This is a genomic window from Rossellomorea sp. GQ25, assembly GCF_059758515.1.
In genome coordinates this window covers 1-17,405 of the sequence record NZ_JCAXEQ010000012.1, presented here as the reverse complement: position 1 = coordinate 17,405, position 17,405 = coordinate 1, and the positions used below count along the sequence as shown (strand labels likewise).

The window sequence follows — 17,405 nt, the reverse complement described above, 5'->3', positions numbered from 1 at the left end:
GACATGGTTGCATGAAATTTCATGAGATGAGACAAGAGGACATAGAGCAGTCATTAAATACCAATTATCTAGAGGGTCTTTCAACAGATGACGTAGCAAAGAGACGGAAACAGTTTGGGTACAATCAATTGGAGGAAGCTGAGAAGCAGTCAGCTTTGTTATTATTTTTCAGTCAATTTAAGGACTTTATGGTTCTTGTGTTATTGGCAGCCACACTCATTTCAGGATTACTGGGAGAATACATCGATGCGATTGCCATCATAGCCATTGTGTTAATAAACGGTTTTCTAGGTTTTTTTCAAGAGCGTAAAGCAGAAAGGTCCCTGCAGGCTTTAAAGGAACTTTCGGCACCTCAGGTTTCGGTGTTGAGAGATGGTAAGTGGGTGAAAGTTGTTTCTAAAGAGGTCATTATCGGTGATATCATCCGCTTTGGAAGCGGGGATCGGATCGGGGCAGATGTGCGGCTCATTGAAACGAACAATCTGGAAATTGAAGAATCTGCTTTAACAGGGGAATCTGTACCTGTCACAAAATCGACGAACCCCGTCAATGGTGAAAACATGAGTCTCGGAGACTTAGAGAATATGGCTTTTATGGGGACGATGGTAACTAGGGGTAATGGTATTGGTGTTGTGACATCTATCGGAATGAAGACAGCCATGGGACAAATCGCTGATATGATTCAAAAAGCTGAAACGATGATAACCCCACTTCAAAGAAAACTTGAAGAATTAGGAAAAATACTGATTTCCGTTGCCCTCGTGTTAACGGCATTGGTCGTAGGAATCGGTGTGATTCAGGGTCACGATATGTACACTATGTTCTTAGCTGGGGTTTCTTTGGCAGTTGCGGCCATTCCAGAAGGTCTACCTGCCATTGTAACCGTTGCCCTTTCCCTCGGCGTTCAGCGAATGATCAAGAAGAAAGCGATCGTCCGAAAGCTGCCGGCTGTTGAAACATTAGGCTGTGCATCGGTTATTTGCTCAGATAAAACAGGAACTCTGACTCAAAACAAAATGACGGTAACACATCTCTGGAGTGGAGGCAGAACGTGGACGGTAACGGGGACAGGATATGAACCGGATGGCCAATTTTACAGCGGAGATCAAAGGGTAACACCTCACAGTGAAAATGCTCTTCAACAATTATTAACCTTTGGTCTGCTGTGCAATCATGCGGAACTCGTAACACGTGAAGAAAACTTTGTAGTTGATGGGGATCCTACAGAAGGGGCTCTTCTTGTGGCGGGGTTGAAAGCTGGATTGAGCCGGGAATCTTTGCAGAAGAAATTTACGATTGTAAAAGAATTCCCCTTTGATTCTACAAGAAAAATGATGAGTATCATCGTTGTCGACCAAAACGGGAAACACTTCTCTGTAACGAAAGGTGCTCCCGACGTTTTAGTCGGCAAAAGCGAATCCATCTTGTGGGAAGGAAGACTTCAATATAAATCAGCTGAAATAGCCCAAAAAGTAGAAGAGGCAATCAGTGAAATGTCGTCCAATGCGCTTCGAAACATTGCGATTGCTTATAAACCCCTCAATGAAAGATCCATCGAAGGGATTAAGGAAAATGACATTGAAGAAGGGGTGACCTTCATTGGCTTACAAGGTATGATCGATCCTCCCAGACCTGAAGTGAAGCAGGCAGTGAAAGAGTGTCGGGCAGCCGGCATTAAGACGGTGATGATTACAGGTGATCATATTTTAACGGCTAAAGCGATTGCCAAACAGCTCGGAATCTTGAAAAATAAAGACCGCGTCATGGATGGAAAAGCATTAAACCAAATGGAAGTACATGAACTCGAAGAAATAGTGGATGAAGTATCGGTTTTTGCACGTGTATCTCCCGAGCATAAATTGAAAATCGTCAAAGCCCTGCAAAACAGGGGGCATGTCGTGGCGATGACCGGGGATGGAGTAAATGACGCTCCGGCAATAAAATCTTCGGATATTGGAGTAGCCATGGGAATTACCGGGACAGATGTAGCCAAGGAATCTTCCTCACTTGTCCTCTTGGATGATAACTTTGCAACAATTAAATCAGCGATTCAGGAAGGCAGAAACATCTATGAAAATATCAGAAAGTTTATTCGTTACCTGCTGGCATCGAATGTAGGGGAAATTCTCGTCATGCTATTTGCCATGATCCTGGCCCTTCCACTTCCATTGGTGCCGATTCAAATTCTTTGGGTGAACCTTGTGACAGATGGACTTCCTGCCATGGCACTTGGTCTCGATAAGCCAGAAGATGATGTCATGAAGAGAAAACCAAGGCATCCAAAAGAAGGCGTGTTTGCCAGAGGGTTAGGCTGGAAGGTAGTTTCAAGGGGCTTCTTAATAGGAGGTGTCACTCTACTTGCCTTCATGTTGTCGTATAAGACTCACCCCGATCACTTGGCGTATGCCCAAACCGTTGCCTTTGCTACATTGGTTATGGCACAGCTCATTCATGTGTTTGACTGTCGAAGTGAAGTTTCTGTATTTTCAAGAAATCCCTTCGGAAATATGTATCTAGTGTGGGCTGTGTTATCTTCACTCGTGTTGATGCTTCTCGTCATTTACATCCCATCCTTGCAGCCGATCTTCCACACAGTACCGATCGTGTTAAAGGACTGGTTCTTGATCATTGGTTTAAGCTCGGTTCCAACGTTTTTACTGGCAGGGTCATTTTTTGCAAGAAAAAAACAGTGAAATGTGGTATAATCCAAAAGGTAATAGAGAATAACCTCTATTACCTTTTTTATATAGTGCGAGTGCAAGCATGAAATCAGTTGATCTACATACGAATATCGTCAAAAGATTGGATGTGATCGTAATGGTTGTCAGTATGACAGGCTTTGGAAGAAGCAAAGTAGACTCTGAACAACATACTATAACGGTTGAAATGAAATCCGTTAATCACAGGTTTAGTGAATGTTTCATAAGGATGCCCCGACAATTAATGAAACTTGAGGATAAAATTAAAAAACAAGTATCCCAGTCCGTTAAGAGAGGGAAAGTGGATATTTTCATCACCATTACCGGCGATGGCTTAGTACATAAAAATCTACATATTGACTGGAAGCTCATTCAAGATTATTATCAGTTAGTAAATAAAGTGAAAGAAACCTTCTCCCTAAAAGATGAACTGCAATTATCCCACCTCTTAAACAGAGAAGAATTTGTGATGATCGAAGAAATGGAAGAGGAAAATGAAGAGCTTGAGCAGTTGGTGTTAAAAGCTGTAGAACAAGCGGCGAGTGACCTTAGGCAAATGCGTGAAAAAGAAGGAGAGCTCCTCAAGAAAGATTTTCTTACTCATCTCAATCATTTTGAGACCCAAATTGGTGAACTTACCGATCATGCTCCAGAAGTGGTCAATCAGTATAGAGAACGGTTAAGAAAAAGGATTCTTGAATACAATGAAACTTCCTTTGATGAAAGTCGTTTGCTTACTGAAGTTGCCATTTTTGCTGATAAATCGGATATTACCGAGGAACTGACAAGATTAGAAAGTCATATTCAGTACTTTCATTCCTCATTGACCGGTGAAGGACCTGTAGGCAGGAAGCTGGATTTCATGATCCAGGAAATGAACCGGGAAGTGAACACGATTGGTTCGAAAGCAAACGATTCCTTCATTGCCACGATTGTGGTGGAACTGAAATCAACACTCGAGAAGCTAAGGGAACAAGTGCAAAATGTAGAATAAGAAGTTTAGTTTCCTGTCATTCCGGCGAAACTAAACTATTGATTAGGAGGAGCGTTATGTCGATTAAGCTCATCAATATAGGATTTGGAAATATTGTTTCCGCTAACCGGATCATCTCAATTGTAAGTCCCGAATCAGCACCTATCAAACGCCTGATTCAAGATGCAAGAGACCGGGGAACACTCGTTGATGCTACCTACGGAAGAAGAACAAGGGCGGTTATTATTACGGATAGCGATCACGTTATTCTTTCAGCTGTTCAACCCGAAACCGTTGCTCATCGTTTAACTGATAAAGAGGATATAGTAGAAGAAGGGCAGGGTAAATAAATGAAAGAAAAAGGATTGCTGATCGTTCTTTCCGGACCTTCAGGTGTAGGAAAAGGAACCGTTCGTAAAGCGATTTTTTCCCAAGAAGATACAAAGTTTGAATATTCCATCTCCATGACCACTCGTAATCCCCGGGAAGGGGAAGTGGATGGTGTAGATTATTTCTTTAAATCAAGAGAAGAGTTTGAAGTACTTATAGAGCAAGGAAAACTGCTGGAGTATGCAGAGTTCGTTGGAAACTATTATGGCACTCCTGTTGATTACGTTCGAGAAACTCTTGATGCAGGAAGAGATGTTTTTCTCGAGATTGAAGTACAGGGTGCACAGCAGGTCAGGGATAAATTCCCTGAAGGTTTATTTATCTTCCTGGCACCCCCTAGTCTTTCTGAACTTCAGAATCGCCTCGTAACAAGAGGAACCGAAACGGATGATTTGATCCAGGGTAGAATGAATACTGCAAGAAAAGAAATTGAAATGATGAATCTGTATGATTACATTGTTGAAAATGATCAAATTGAACATGCGGTAGGTAAGATTAAATCCATTGTTCAAGCAGAACACTGCAAACGGGAAAGAGTGCAACAACGATACTTAAATATGCTGGAGGTTGAATAAATGTTAAACCCATCCATTGATTCATTAATGAAGAAGATTGATTCTAAATATTCGTTAGTCAGTATTGCTGCTAAGAGAGCAAGAAATCTGCAAGATACAGGGGATTACCGTTTGAACCAATATGAGTCTCATAAATTTGTAGGAAAAGCCCTTGAAGAAATTCAGGCCGGTCAATTATCTATGAAAGAAAGAGATGCCAAAGCAGTTTATGCTGATGAATAAGCATCATCATGCTTAATGAAAAACTCTAGGGGGGTTGACTCGAAAGATTTCATGATCTTTCGGGACAACCCTATTTTCTTTTTCTATCAATATCCTTCATAATAAAGGAAGGATAAAGTGTAATGGGGGAAAGTAGAATGATCAAGGGGAAAAAAATACTATTATGTGTATCTGGTGGAATTGCTGTATATAAAGCGGCTGCTTTAACAAGCAAGCTGGTTCAAAGAGGTGCCGACGTGAAGGTCATCATGACAGAATCAGCACGAAAATTTGTGGCTCCACTTACCTTTCAGGCATTATCCCGTCAAGATGTATACTGGGATACATTTGATGAAAAGGATTCGTCAAAGATTGCACATATCGACTTAGCTGACTGGGCAGATCTTGTACTGGTTGCACCAGCCACTGCCAACATCATTGGTAAGCTTGCGAACGGAATTGCAGATGACATGATTTCAACAACCATTCTGGCGACGACAGCGAAAGTATGGATTGCCCCAGCCATGAATGTACATATGTATGATCACCCGGCGGTGAAGAGGAATATTGATACCCTTTTTGAGTTTGGCTACCGATTTGTCGAACCAAGTGAAGGGTATTTAGCTTGTGGATACGTTGGAAAAGGAAGATTAGAAGAACCTGAGAAAGTAGTGGAATTGATTGATCGCTATTTCTCTAATCGTGATAACGAAAGGAAGATATTACAGGGGAAAAAAGTCGTCATAACTGCCGGACCGACAAGAGAAATGGTCGATCCCGTTCGTTTCTTCTCCAATCGCTCAACAGGGAAGATGGGCTACGCTCTTGCAGAGGCGGCGGTGTCTCTTGGGGCAGAGGTCGTCTTGATTTCCGGACCGTCTCAATTACCCATACCAAGTGGCATTGAATTTGTTTCCGTCACAAGTGCTGAAGACATGTACAATGCTGTTCATGAAGCGTTTCCCACAGCGGATATCGTTGTGAAGAGCGCTGCAGTCGCTGATTATCGTCCGAAAGAAATTTTCGAGGATAAGCTGAAGAAAAAAGATGGTAATCTAGTGATTGAATTTGAACGTACAAAGGATATATTAATGAGTCTTGGTGAGCGAAAGGAACATCAATATCTAATCGGATTTGCGGCCGAAACAACAAACGTTTACGAGTATGCGAAAGCAAAGCTCGAGAAAAAGCGGGCAAATATGATTGTTGCAAATAATGTGAAAGAAACAGGTTCAGGGTTTGGAACGGACACGAACAAAGTATCGATTGTAACAATCGATGGTTCCATTCGAGAGCTGCCATTATTATCAAAGATAGAGGTAGCGAAAGAAATATATAAAGAAGCGATTCAGCAGATAAAGAAGGGTTCCTCACATGGACGTAGCTAGTGTCATCGTAGATGTTCCTGCCATGCAGACGGATCGCACCTACGATTATAGTATTCCGGATGAATGGAGAGGCAGCATCGTTCCCGGCATGAGAGTCATCGTTCCTTTTGGACCAAGGAAAATCCAAGGATTTGTCATTGAATTAAAGGAAAAAGGCGAAGTCTCGAAACTGAAATCGATTGTAGAGCCGATGGACCTTGTACCGGTACTGAATAAAGAACTACTAACATTGGGGAACTGGCTTACAGAGAAGACCCTCTGCTTTAAAATCTCAGCATTTCAAGCGATGCTTCCGGCAGCCATGAAAGCGAAATATGAAAAGTTCTTTCAACTCGAGAAAAATAAGAGTCCGGGTGAACTTCATCTTTCACTCCAGCGCTTCTTTAAGAATGGAAGAGAAGTGTCCTGGAAAGCGATCGAAGAAAACGGAATGCTGCCTCTCGTTCATAAAGAGGTAAAACAGGGTACGGTTGAAGTGATTTACAGAGTGAAAGCGAAGGGGAATAAGAAAACGGTTCGAAAACTGTATCTTAATGTACCTGAAGATGATTTAGAAGAAGTTAAGAACAGTCTGCCTCCTCAAGCAAGTAAGCAGAAACAAATCATAGAATACATAAGTCATTCTGCTCCCGGTGGGGACGGGATACTTGCCGCAACCCTCCTTGAAGAGATGGAGACTACTTCATCTACCGTTAAATCGTTAGTCAATAAAGGGATTCTGATTGAGAAAAACGTCGAAATGTATCGTGATCCCTTTGAAAACAGGACGTTTGAGAAGACCTCGCCGCTTTCTTTAACGTCTCAACAGGACCTTGCGATTCGTCCTATACTGAACACCATAGATGAAGACAAACATCACACATTCCTTCTTTATGGAGTAACAGGGAGTGGTAAAACGGAAATTTATCTTCAATCCATTCAACGGGTCTTACAAGAAGGGAAGGAAGCGATTGTATTAGTTCCTGAAATCTCGCTTACTCCCCAAATGGTTCACAGATTTAAGGGCCGGTTCGGAAGTGATGTAGCTGTCCTGCACAGCGGTTTGTCAGTTGGTGAAAAGTATGATGAATGGAGAAAGATTCAGCGGAAGGAAGTAAAAGTGGTGGTCGGTGCCCGCTCAGCCGTATTTGCTCCTTTTGAAAATATCGGGATCATCATAATTGATGAAGAGCATGAAACAAGTTACAAGCAAGAAGAAAATCCACGTTATCATGCCAGGGACGTGGCCATTTATAGAGGGGAATACCATCAATGCCCTGTCATTTTAGGAAGCGCCACACCTTCTTTAGAATCCTTTGCACGAGCTTCAAAAGGTGTATATGGGCTCCTCACATTGGATAAACGGATGAATGATGGCCCCCTTCCTTCCGTAGATATTGTGGATATGAGAGAGGAACTGAGGAAGGGGAATCGTTCCATGTTCTCAACTGAACTATTCGAAAAGCTTCAGGACCGAATGGAAAAGGGAGAGCAAACCGTTCTATTCCTTAATAGAAGAGGGCATTCATCATTCATCATGTGCAGGGATTGCGGATTTGTCCTTCAATGTCCAAACTGCGACATCTCCTTAACCTACCATCGCTTTTCAAACGGCATGAAATGTCATTACTGCGGCTACGAAGAAGGAGTTCCAACTACTTGCCCTGAGTGTACGAGTGAGCATATTCGTTATTTTGGAACAGGAACTCAAAAGGTAGAGGAAGAATTGACGAAACTTATCCCCGATGCTCGAATCATTCGCATGGATGTGGACACGACCTCCCGGAAAGGGTCCCACGAAAAGCTATTAACAGCCTTTGGAGAGGGAAAAGCAGATGTTCTTCTTGGCACGCAAATGATTGCCAAGGGTCTGGATTTTCCGAATATTACCCTCGTCGGGGTCCTTAGTGCGGATACGATGCTCCATCTGCCTGACTTCAGAGCAGCAGAGAAGACGTTTCAATTACTTACTCAAGTAAGCGGACGTGCAGGCAGACACACGCTACCGGGAGAAGTAGTGATTCAAACGTATACACCGGAGCACTATTCAATCGAGTTAGCGTCTAATCATGATTACAACCGTTTTTATCAACAGGAAATGATGATGAGGAAAATGGGCTCCTATCCTCCCTTTTACTACATCACTCTGCTCACATTAAGTCATGAAGATTTAATGAAAGTTGTGGATATTGCAGAGAAGATGACGAAATATATCCGTTCAAAGCTTTCCGAAACTACGATCATTCTTGGACCCGTGGCCTCGCCAATCCCCAGGATAAAGAATAGATATCGGTATCAATGTTTGATAAAATACAAGCGGGAACCAAATCTTGGTACTACGTTAAAAACCGTATTAGATCAGTATCAGCAGCAATATGCGTCTCAAGGGTTAACAATCTCCATAGATGTGAACCCTTATATGATGATGTAACTATATTTTTACGGAAAAATGGAGGAGACTTATGGCAATACTTCCAATTGTAATGCACCCTGATCCAATCTTAGAGAAAGAATGTGAGAAGGTAACGGCATTTGATAAGAAATTAAAGAAATTATTGGCAAATATGTATGACACAATGCTTGAAGCGGATGGTGTTGGCCTTGCAGCTCCTCAAGTAGGAATCGACCTTCAGGTAGCAGTGGTGAATGTCGGTGATGATACTGGTACGATCGAGCTTATCAATCCGGTAATCATTGAGGCAGACGGAACTCAAACCGACCTTGAAGGGTGCCTGAGCTTCCCGGGGTTATATGGGGAAGTGACTCGTCCATATTCCATCAAGGTCAGAACGTTTGACCGAAAAGGAAGAATGATTGAATTTCAAGCCCAGGACTTTTTAGCCAGAGCGATTCAACACGAAATTGATCATCTTCACGGTGTTCTATTTACCTCAAAGGTAGAAAAATATGTGACAGAAGAAGAATTAGAAGGGTATGAAGCTTAATGACGAAAGTAATTTTTATGGGGACGCCTGACTTCTCCGTTCCTGTTCTTCAATCTCTATTAGACGAAAACTATGATGTAATTGCGGTCGTGACACAGCCCGATCGCCCAGTGGGGAGAAAAAGGGTCCTCACGCCTCCACCTGTAAAAGTAGCAGCTGAAAAGAACGGAATTCCAGTCTATCAACCAGAGAAAATAAAGGATGAAGATGAGTTAAACAAAGTGCTTGCATTAGAACCTGACCTTATCGTAACCGCCGCTTTTGGACAAATTCTTCCCAACGCGTTACTGGAAGCCCCTCAGTATGGATGCATCAATGTTCACGCCTCTTTACTTCCTGAACTTAGAGGGGGAGCACCCATTCATTATTCCATTCTCCAAGGGAAGGAGAAAACGGGCATCACCATCATGTATATGGTCGAAAAGCTTGATGCAGGGGACATTATTAGTCAAGTGGAAGTGGATATCGAAGAGCGGGACCATGTCGGGACCCTTCACGATAAATTAAGCGTTGCAGGTGCAGCGCTACTGATTGAAACGGTGCCCAAATTATTAGCAGGGGACATAGCCCCGGACAAGCAGGATGATTCAAAAGCGACGTTTGCACGAAACATCAAACGCGACCAAGAAAAAATAGACTGGGCGAAAGGTGGAGAAGAAATCTACAACCATATTAGAGGACTCCACCCATGGCCGGTTGCTTACACCACATTAGAAAATTCTGTGATCAAAGTTTGGTGGGGAGAAAAAGTCAGCGGAACTTCTGCTTCACCTGGAGAAATCATGAAGATTGAAGAGGATGGATTCGTGGTTTCTACAGGCAATTCAGTGGGAATTAAAATAACCGATTTACAGCCTTCAGGGAAAAAGAGAATGAGTGCAAAGGATTATTTGCGTGGAGCAGGTTCTCATCTAAAAGCAGGAATGATGTTAGGAGAAAATAATGAGTAAACAAAAGAAAACCGTTCGTGAAGCAGCTCTTGATGTCATTGAAGCGGTAGATAAAAATCAATCGTATAGTAATTTATTACTCAATCATGTGATTGAAAAAAATCAGCTGCCAAGTAAGGATATTGGATTATTAACGGAGCTGACGTATGGAACCATTCAACGAAAAATGACGTTGGATTTCTATTTAGCTCCATTTATTAAAGGGAAGCTGGATGAGTGGGTTCGGCAACTTTTGCGTTTATCCCTCTATCAGCTTGTGTACTTAGATCGAATTCCTGACCGTGCTGTTTTCTATGAAGCTGTAGAAATTGCTAAGAAGAGAGGGCATAAAGGCATTTCAGGATTGGTGAATGGGGTCTTGCGTTCTGTTCAAAGGAAAGGACTTCCTTCCCTCGATACTATTAAAGATCCAATCGAGCGGGTGGCCATCGAAACGAGTCATCCTTATTGGCTTGTGAAGAGATGGGAAGAGCAATTTGGCCTGGAGAAAACAAAAGAAATGTGTGAAACCAATTTAATCGCACCTAAACAAACGGCAAGGGTGAATACAACAAAAATCACCCGAGAAGAGCTTATCCAACTCTTGAAGGACAATGGAAATGAAGTGAAAGAAAGCCCGATTGTTCCTGAAGCGATCCAGTCACTTCGAGGGAATCTGGCAAAAACAGATGAATATCGTAACGGACAATTCACCATCCAGGATGAAAGTTCAATGCTTGTCTCCTATGCTTTAAAGCTTGAACACGGGATGAAAGTGTTAGATGCATGCGCAGCACCAGGGGGGAAAACGACTCACATAGCTGAAAAACTATCAGGAAACGGAGAAGTCCATGCATTGGACTTGCACAAGCATAAGGTCAAATTAATCGACGAAAATGCCACTCGTCTTGGATTAAACAACGTAAAGACTGCAACCCTGGATAGTCGAAAAGCAGGAGAGAAGTTTGAAAAAGAAAGCTTCGATCGCATTCTAGTGGATGCCCCATGTTCGGGATTAGGTGTATTAAGAAGAAAACCGGATATAAAATATGCTAAAAAAGAATCGGATCTTCTATCACTACAAAAGATTCAGCTGGACATCTTGTCAGCTATTGCCCCATTGTTAAAAAAAGATGGACTATTAGTCTATAGCACATGTACTGTGGACCAAAATGAGAATGAAGGTACTGTGTCGGCTTTTTTAAGTGATCATCCAGAATTTGAGCCTCAACCATTAGATGGTCTTCCGGATTCCATCACACCGTTTATTAAAGAAAATCAATTACAAGTGTTTCCTCAGGATTTTGGCGGGGATGGATTCTTTATTTCTTGCTTTAGAAAAAAGTGAGTCGAAATTGATCAAATGTCGAAAGTAAAGCAGGAAAATTCACCGGAAAAGTCGTAAAAGTACAACAGCCCTTAATGAATCTTTAATTATCTAATACTTTGTATTCATATATTTATTTCATCAAAAGTGATAAAAGCTGAGTATATTCGCTCTTTTCATTCTCAACTCCATACAGGTCTCATTCAGAATGAATCGGAAGCTGAACGTATTTAACGAAGATAATCAAAGTGAATTCATTTTTTTGAACTAAAGATGCACCCAACTATGAGTATAAGGAGCTACTTGAAACAGGTGCAGAAGAAGAGACGAGGTGACCTAAGTGAAAACTGTTTATTTTACGGACAAAGGGAAAGTGCGTCAACTAAATGAAGATTGTGCCGGCGTATTTGTGAATCATCATGGCGATCATTTAGCTGTTGTAGCAGATGGAATGGGTGGCCACAGAGCTGGAGACGTTGCCAGCGAGCTTACCATTTCCATCTTAAAGGACTTATGGGAGAAAACAGAGAAATTTCACACCGCTGATGAAGCCGAAAATTGGTTAAAATCAACTATTAACGAAGTAAACAAAGAAGTATATACTTATTCTCAATCTAATTCGGAATGTGAAGGAATGGGAACAACTCTCGTTGGAGCCATTTGCACCTCCTTGTTTGCAACCATTGTCAATATTGGGGACAGCAGAGGATATATTCTGAATGAAAATGGTTTTCATCAGTTAACAGAAGACCATACACTTGTGAATGAATTAGTCAGAAGCGGTGAAATTTCGAAAGAAGATGCAGAGCATCATCCAAGAAAAAACGTGATACTTAGAGCGATAGGTACGGAAGCTTCAATTACGATGGATATTAAAACGATAATGTTTGAAGAAGAAGACGTTATTTTATTGTGTTCAGACGGTCTTTCTAATAAAGTCTCCCAAAAAGAAATGAAAGAGATATTGGTTCAGGACCACTCCCTGGAGAATAAAGGACAGTCGCTTGTTCATTTAGCCAATGAATATGGCGGTGAAGATAATATTTCCGTAGTAATTGTTGAGTTTGCCGCTGAAACGGAAAGCGGGTGATAACATGATGGAAGGTAAGCGCATCAGTGGGCGTTACAGAATCATTAAACTAATCGGCGGCGGAGGAATGGCCAACGTTTATTTAGCTCACGATGTGATTTTGGATCGTGAAGTGGCAATTAAAATGCTCCGGATTGATTTTGCCAATGAAGAGGAATTCATTAAACGATTCCAACGGGAAGCTCAATCTGCTACAAGCTTGGCTCATCCGAACATTGTGAGTATATACGATGTTGGAGAAGAAGACGATCTATACTATATTGTCATGGAATATGTCCATGGTATGACATTAAAGCAATACATACAGCAGCATTCACCTGTTCATGTAGACAAAGCGATCGATATTATGAAGCAATTAACCTTAGCTATGTCACATGCTCATCAGAATCATATTGTACACCGTGATATTAAACCCCATAATATCCTTCTGGATGAAGAAGGAAATGTGAAGATAACGGATTTCGGGATCGCGATGGCTCTTAGTGCCACTTCGATCACCCAGACCAATTCAGTCCTGGGATCGGTCCACTACCTTTCTCCTGAACAGGCGAGGGGCGGTATGGCTACGAAGAAATCAGATATCTATTCACTGGGGATCGTCATGTTTGAATTGTTAACGGGCAGACTGCCTTTCTCTGGGGAATCAGCGGTTTCGATTGCTTTAAAGCATTTGCAATCTGAAACTCCTTCTCTAAGAAGATGGAATCCTGATATTCCTCAAAGTGTTGAGAATATCGTATTAAAGGCAACGGCTAAAGACCCATTCAGACGGTATGATAGCCTTGAGGATATGGATGAGGCCTTGACCTCAGCCCTGGATCCTGATCGGATGAATGAACCGAAATTTGCCGTTCCCCAGGATGATGAGGCCACAAAGGCCATCCCGGTCATTACAGATCAGAAAGCGTATTCGAATCTTGATGATACGATTATTCACCATCAAGCAGATACAGACAAACTGCAAACGAAACCTACCCCTCCTGTTCAAGAGGGCAAGAAGAAAGACAAGAAGAAAAATAAGGATCCTAAGAAGAAGGGTAAAAAGAAGTGGCCGATATTTATTATTAGTTTGTTCTTTCTGCTCATTCTTTTAGCGGTTGCTGCTGTTACTTTCGTTCCTGAGCTGCTGGGGCCAAAGGAAATCCAAGTCCCTGACGTGGAAGGGAAAAGTTCTACTGAAGCCGCCTCCATCATTGTTTCAGAGGGACTTGTTGTTGGAGAAACAAAAGAGCAATCGAGTGACGATGTTCCTGAAGGGGAAGTAATCAAGACAAGTCCTAAAGCAGGTCGGATGGCGAATGAAGGTTCTTCAATAGACCTTTATGTTAGTACAGGTAAAGAAAAGGTGGAAGTTGAGGATTATACTGGTCAGAATTATGAAGATGTCCTTTCTGAACTCGAAGAAAAGGGATTTACCGTACAGAAAGAAGAAAAGAATGATGAAGCCTCTGCAGGGACCATTCTTGAGCAGGATCCATCCGAAGGAGAAGAAGTCGTAGCAGAGGAAACGACCATAACGTTTACGGTCAGTCTAGGACCTGCTTCTTTTGATTTAAGGGATTTAACGGGATTCGATCAGAAATTACTTGATGAGTATGCCGATTTAAGAGGCATAACCATAGAGGTAATAAGAGAAGAATATTCTGATGAAGTTCCTGAAGGGAAAGTCATATCTCAGGAAACAAATCCTGGCACTCCGACTTTTGTAGGTGATACGATTTACGTTGTAATGTCTAAAGGTCCTGAACAACCGAAAGAAGTCCCGACGAAGGAAGAAACGTTAAAGGTAACCGTTCCTTATACAAAAAATGATGGCACCCCTCAACCAGTGGAAATTCTCATTGAGGATAAGGATAGTAAGTTTGAGGATAGTGAACCGGATCAGATCGATGGGATTACGAAGGATACGGAGTTCACACTTACCTTTACTTTGGAAGAAGGTACAGTAGGGGAATATAAAATATTGAGAGACGGCCAAGAGTATAAAACGGGTACTGTCGAGTATCCTAAAGAAGAATAAATGACAATTGCCAAAGGGCTGTACCCGGGTTTTTAATGAACCTGACGGGACAGTCCTCTTGTTTTCATTTATAATGATAGAGAAGCATGATACATAATATAGATGACTCATTTATTTTTATCAACGTTATGAATAGGAGGTTTCGAATGCCAGAAGGAAAAATCGTTAAAGCATTAAGTGGATTTTACTATGTGCTTTCAGAAGGAAGCGTTACACAATGTCGGGGCAGAGGTAATTTCCGTAAAAATAAAATAACACCCCTGGTGGGTGATTATGTTGAATTTCAAGCGGAGAACAAAACGGATGGATACATCCTGAAGGTCTTTGACCGTAAGAATGAATTAGTACGTCCCCCCATTGCAAATGTCGATCAAGCGATACTGGTCTTTTCTGCAAGCGAACCGGATTTTAGCCCGGCTTTACTTGACCGTTTTCTTGTGTTGGTAGAGAGTAAAGAAATAGAGCCCCTTATTTGTGTTACCAAGATGGACTTACTTACATCTGATCAAACAAACAAGATTGAACGATATGTGAAAGATTACCGCTCATTCGGTTATGAAGTCCTGATGACGTCTTCGAAAACCGAGCATGGTGTAGAGGAATTAACCCCTTATTTAAGAGATAAAATTTCTGTCTTTGCCGGTCAGTCCGGAGTAGGGAAATCGTCCTTGCTTAACGCCTTGAAACCTGAACTTGAATTAAAGACGGCTATGATCTCATCTCACTTAGGCCGGGGAAAACACACGACTCGTCACGTGGAACTGATTGATATTGAGGATGGATTAGTAGCGGATACCCCAGGTTTTAGTTCATTGGAGTTTTCAGACCTTGAAATAGAAGAGCTGCCACAATGCTTCCCTGAAATGGTTGAAGTATCAGACGACTGTAAATTTAGGGGATGCTTACATATCAATGAACCGAAATGTGCTGTGAAAGCTGCAGTAGAAGCAGGAGAGATCCCTACTTACCGATATGGTCACTATTTAACATTCCATAAAGAAATAAAAGAAAGAAAGCCGAGGTACTAAATATGAAAATCGCACCTTCCATTCTGTCTGCAAATTTTGCAGAGTTAGGGAACGAAATTAGAGATGTGGAAAAAGGGGGAGCCGACTATATCCATGTGGATGTGATGGATGGTCACTTCGTCCCGAATATTACGCTGGGGCCAATGATCGTGAAAGCGATTCGCCCGTTAACAACGTTACCACTGGACGTACATCTTATGATTGAAAATCCGAATCAATATATCGAAGCTTTTGCAGATGCGGGAGCTGACTATATTACAGTCCATGTAGAAGCAGATCCCCATTTGCATAGAACGATTCAGATGATCAAAAGCAAAGGTGTAAAAGCGGGAGTCGTCCTAAATCCTGGTACTCCTGCTGAGTCCATCATGCCAATTTTGCAAGATGTCGATATGGTTCTACTAATGACTGTGAACCCTGGATTTGGTGGACAATCGTTTATTCCATCTGTCGTTCCGAAGATCAAACAAATTCGTGAATGGGCAAATAAAGTAAACCCTGCACTCGAAATAGAAGTTGATGGAGGCATTAACCCTGAAACGGCAGCCATTTGTGCTGAGGCAGGAGCTGATGTGTTTGTAGCAGGGTCTGCCATCTACAACCGCAGCGATCGAGGGGCGGCAATCGAAGAATTAAAGAGATCTTTTGTATAAGAGACGATAGGGGCTGATCCTTTTGGGTCAGTCCATTTTTGTAGAATAGGAGTGGAGATAATGGTAATCAATATAGTCGCTGGTGGTCCAGGAAGATATATTCCTGAATTGAAGGTGTACCAAGGGGAAGAAGTGAAGTGGATAGGGGTGGATCGTGGAGTTTATACACTATTGGAACAGTCCATAGAACCATGGGTAGCGTTTGGGGATTTTGATTCAGTTACCGATAAAGAATGGGATCTGATTCAAGAAAAAGTCCAGGAAGTCAATCGCTACAAGCCTGAAAAGGATGAAACGGATCTTGAACTTGCCCTTAACTGGGCCATTGATCAAAATCCAGACAATATTAACATTTTTGGTGCGACTGGAGGACGCCTTGATCACTTCATGGGAAATCTTCAATTACTCATGACGCCAAGCCTATTGGAAAAGGACATTCAGGTGGAAATCATCGATGTCCAAAATCAACTATACCTTGCAAAAGCAGGAGTACATTCCGTGGAGAAAAGCAAGGATTTACACTATATTTCTTTTGTTCCCGTCACCGATTTTGTTGAGGATATCACCCTCTCAGGCTTTAAATATCCATTAAAAAAACGGAATATTTTCAGAGGTTCCACACTATGTATTAGTAATGAACTTATACAATCATCTGGTACTTTTTCCTTTTCAAATGGCATATTAATGGTGATAAGAAGCAGTGATTAAAGCTTCTAAAACCAGGTAGAAAAGAAGACGTACTTAACTGAGACTGCTTGAATAGACTAAACTGTTGTCAAGCGAAACATTACGTTCTTTAGATTGTGGGGAGGGACTAAAAATGCGCTTTTATACAATTAAATTACCAAAATTCTTGGGTGGACTTGTGAGAGCGATGTTAGGGACGTTTAAAAAAGAATAAATGGTTTGGTGGAGGTGGCATTAATGCCATCTTCTTTTTTATTATTTGTGATGAGGTATGGAGTGGAGAGGGACAGAGGAGTGGTTTTTTAGTTAAAAGAGTGCGATTTTATTGTTTTGGTTCATGAAAGTGATAATGAGAGGCTATAATCTTTTTCTAAATGAGAATTATGGAATGAACTGGGCTGCCTTAAGTCCTTTTCACAACGAACTTGTGCCACTTTTGGGGTATGTCGTGCCAGAATCGATATTTGTTGTTCAACTTTCGGGGGTTGTTGTTCCAAATTGTGAACAATCCGCTTTTCGAC

General features: G+C 41.8%; 16 protein-coding genes. All 16 read left to right on the top strand.

Annotated elements, in window-relative coordinates:
- Positions 1-11: 11 nt before the first annotated feature.
- The 16 genes from AC6CIB_RS22065 (at position 12) to spoVM (ending at position 17,098) form a co-directional block, all read left to right on the top strand.
- Positions 12-2,693 (top strand): cation-translocating P-type ATPase, encoded by a 2,682-nt coding sequence (locus tag AC6CIB_RS22065; protein WP_498284340.1) that lies wholly within the window; start codon positions 12-14, stop codon positions 2,691-2,693.
- Positions 2,694-2,817: 124 nt separating this feature from the next.
- Positions 2,818-3,693, top strand: a complete 876-nt coding sequence (locus AC6CIB_RS22060) for a YicC/YloC family endoribonuclease (RefSeq protein WP_498284424.1) — start codon at positions 2,818-2,820, stop codon at positions 3,691-3,693.
- A gap of 56 nt (positions 3,694-3,749) precedes the next feature.
- Positions 3,750-4,022 carry an extracellular matrix/biofilm regulator RemA gene (remA, locus tag AC6CIB_RS22055; RefSeq protein ID WP_044337446.1) on the top strand — a complete coding sequence of 91 codons (273 nt, stop codon included), beginning with the start codon at positions 3,750-3,752 and terminating at the stop codon, positions 4,020-4,022.
- Positions 4,023-4,637: a guanylate kinase gene (gene gmk / locus AC6CIB_RS22050; protein WP_148968692.1), complete on the top strand. Its 615-nt coding sequence runs from the start codon at positions 4,023-4,025 to the stop codon at positions 4,635-4,637.
- Positions 4,638-4,859 (top strand): DNA-directed RNA polymerase subunit omega, encoded by a 222-nt coding sequence (gene rpoZ / locus AC6CIB_RS22045; protein ID WP_113968268.1) that lies wholly within the window; start codon positions 4,638-4,640, stop codon positions 4,857-4,859.
- A 137-nt stretch (positions 4,860-4,996) separates the two neighbouring features.
- Positions 4,997-6,226, top strand: coding sequence for a bifunctional phosphopantothenoylcysteine decarboxylase/phosphopantothenate--cysteine ligase CoaBC (coaBC, locus tag AC6CIB_RS22040; RefSeq protein ID WP_498284338.1), 1,230 nt, complete (start codon positions 4,997-4,999; stop codon positions 6,224-6,226).
- Positions 6,213-8,636, top strand: coding sequence for a primosomal protein N' (priA, locus tag AC6CIB_RS22035; RefSeq protein WP_498284336.1), 2,424 nt, complete (start codon positions 6,213-6,215; stop codon positions 8,634-8,636). The genes coaBC and priA overlap by 14 nt, the downstream gene beginning before the upstream one ends.
- 31 nt (positions 8,637-8,667) lie before the next feature.
- Positions 8,668-9,150, top strand: coding sequence for a peptide deformylase (gene def / locus AC6CIB_RS22030; RefSeq protein WP_498284334.1), 483 nt, complete (start codon positions 8,668-8,670; stop codon positions 9,148-9,150).
- Entirely contained in the window at positions 9,150-10,100 is a 951-nt protein-coding gene (fmt, locus tag AC6CIB_RS22025) for a methionyl-tRNA formyltransferase (RefSeq protein ID WP_498284332.1), read from the top strand. Before def ends, fmt begins: the two co-directional genes overlap by 1 nt.
- Complete coding sequence (rsmB, locus tag AC6CIB_RS22020; protein ID WP_498284330.1) at positions 10,093-11,427, top strand: 16S rRNA (cytosine(967)-C(5))-methyltransferase RsmB; 1,335 nt, start codon at positions 10,093-10,095, stop codon at positions 11,425-11,427. The genes fmt and rsmB overlap by 8 nt, the downstream gene beginning before the upstream one ends.
- 319 nt (positions 11,428-11,746) lie before the next feature.
- The gene (locus AC6CIB_RS22015; protein ID WP_498284328.1) at positions 11,747-12,496 is read left to right on the top strand and encodes a Stp1/IreP family PP2C-type Ser/Thr phosphatase; all 750 of its coding nucleotides are present in this window, start codon (positions 11,747-11,749) and stop codon (positions 12,494-12,496) included.
- A gap of 4 nt (positions 12,497-12,500) precedes the next feature.
- Complete coding sequence (pknB, locus tag AC6CIB_RS22010) at positions 12,501-14,516, top strand: Stk1 family PASTA domain-containing Ser/Thr kinase (RefSeq protein ID WP_498284326.1); 2,016 nt, start codon at positions 12,501-12,503, stop codon at positions 14,514-14,516.
- Positions 14,517-14,662: 146 nt separating this feature from the next.
- Positions 14,663-15,544, top strand: coding sequence for a ribosome small subunit-dependent GTPase A (gene rsgA / locus AC6CIB_RS22005; RefSeq protein WP_498284324.1), 882 nt, complete (start codon positions 14,663-14,665; stop codon positions 15,542-15,544).
- A gap of 2 nt (positions 15,545-15,546) precedes the next feature.
- Entirely contained in the window at positions 15,547-16,197 is a 651-nt protein-coding gene (gene rpe, locus AC6CIB_RS22000; protein ID WP_498284322.1) for a ribulose-phosphate 3-epimerase, read from the top strand.
- Positions 16,198-16,257: 60 nt separating this feature from the next.
- Positions 16,258-16,905 carry a thiamine diphosphokinase gene (locus tag AC6CIB_RS21995; protein WP_498284320.1) on the top strand — a complete coding sequence of 216 codons (648 nt, stop codon included), beginning with the start codon at positions 16,258-16,260 and terminating at the stop codon, positions 16,903-16,905.
- A gap of 112 nt (positions 16,906-17,017) precedes the next feature.
- Positions 17,018-17,098, top strand: a complete 81-nt coding sequence (spoVM, locus tag AC6CIB_RS21990) for a stage V sporulation protein SpoVM (protein ID WP_032088878.1) — start codon at positions 17,018-17,020, stop codon at positions 17,096-17,098.
- The last annotated feature ends 307 nt before the right edge of the window (positions 17,099-17,405 follow it).

Bases quoted from the DNA above. Each gene is read 5' to 3' on its own strand.
- gmk (WP_148968692.1), top strand. From the start codon at position 4,023: ATGAAAGAAAAAGGATTGCTGATCGTTCTTTCCGGACCTTCAGGTGTA.
- coaBC (WP_498284338.1), top strand. From the start codon at position 4,997: ATGATCAAGGGGAAAAAAATACTATTATGTGTATCTGGTGGAATTGCT.
- rsmB (WP_498284330.1), top strand. From the start codon at position 10,093: ATGAGTAAACAAAAGAAAACCGTTCGTGAAGCAGCTCTTGATGTCATT.
- fmt (WP_498284332.1), top strand. From the start codon at position 9,150: ATGACGAAAGTAATTTTTATGGGGACGCCTGACTTCTCCGTTCCTGTT.
- rpe (WP_498284322.1), top strand. From the start codon at position 15,547: ATGAAAATCGCACCTTCCATTCTGTCTGCAAATTTTGCAGAGTTAGGG.
- remA (WP_044337446.1), top strand. From the start codon at position 3,750: ATGTCGATTAAGCTCATCAATATAGGATTTGGAAATATTGTTTCCGCT.
- AC6CIB_RS22065 (WP_498284340.1), top strand. From the start codon at position 12: ATGAAATTTCATGAGATGAGACAAGAGGACATAGAGCAGTCATTAAAT.
- rsgA (WP_498284324.1), top strand. From the start codon at position 14,663: ATGCCAGAAGGAAAAATCGTTAAAGCATTAAGTGGATTTTACTATGTG.
- priA (WP_498284336.1), top strand. From the start codon at position 6,213: ATGGACGTAGCTAGTGTCATCGTAGATGTTCCTGCCATGCAGACGGAT.
- def (WP_498284334.1), top strand. From the start codon at position 8,668: ATGGCAATACTTCCAATTGTAATGCACCCTGATCCAATCTTAGAGAAA.
- spoVM (WP_032088878.1), top strand. From the start codon at position 17,018: ATGCGCTTTTATACAATTAAATTACCAAAATTCTTGGGTGGACTTGTG.
- rpoZ (WP_113968268.1), top strand. From the start codon at position 4,638: ATGTTAAACCCATCCATTGATTCATTAATGAAGAAGATTGATTCTAAA.
- AC6CIB_RS21995 (WP_498284320.1), top strand. From the start codon at position 16,258: ATGGTAATCAATATAGTCGCTGGTGGTCCAGGAAGATATATTCCTGAA.
- pknB (WP_498284326.1), top strand. From the start codon at position 12,501: ATGATGGAAGGTAAGCGCATCAGTGGGCGTTACAGAATCATTAAACTA.
- AC6CIB_RS22060 (WP_498284424.1), top strand. From the start codon at position 2,818: ATGGTTGTCAGTATGACAGGCTTTGGAAGAAGCAAAGTAGACTCTGAA.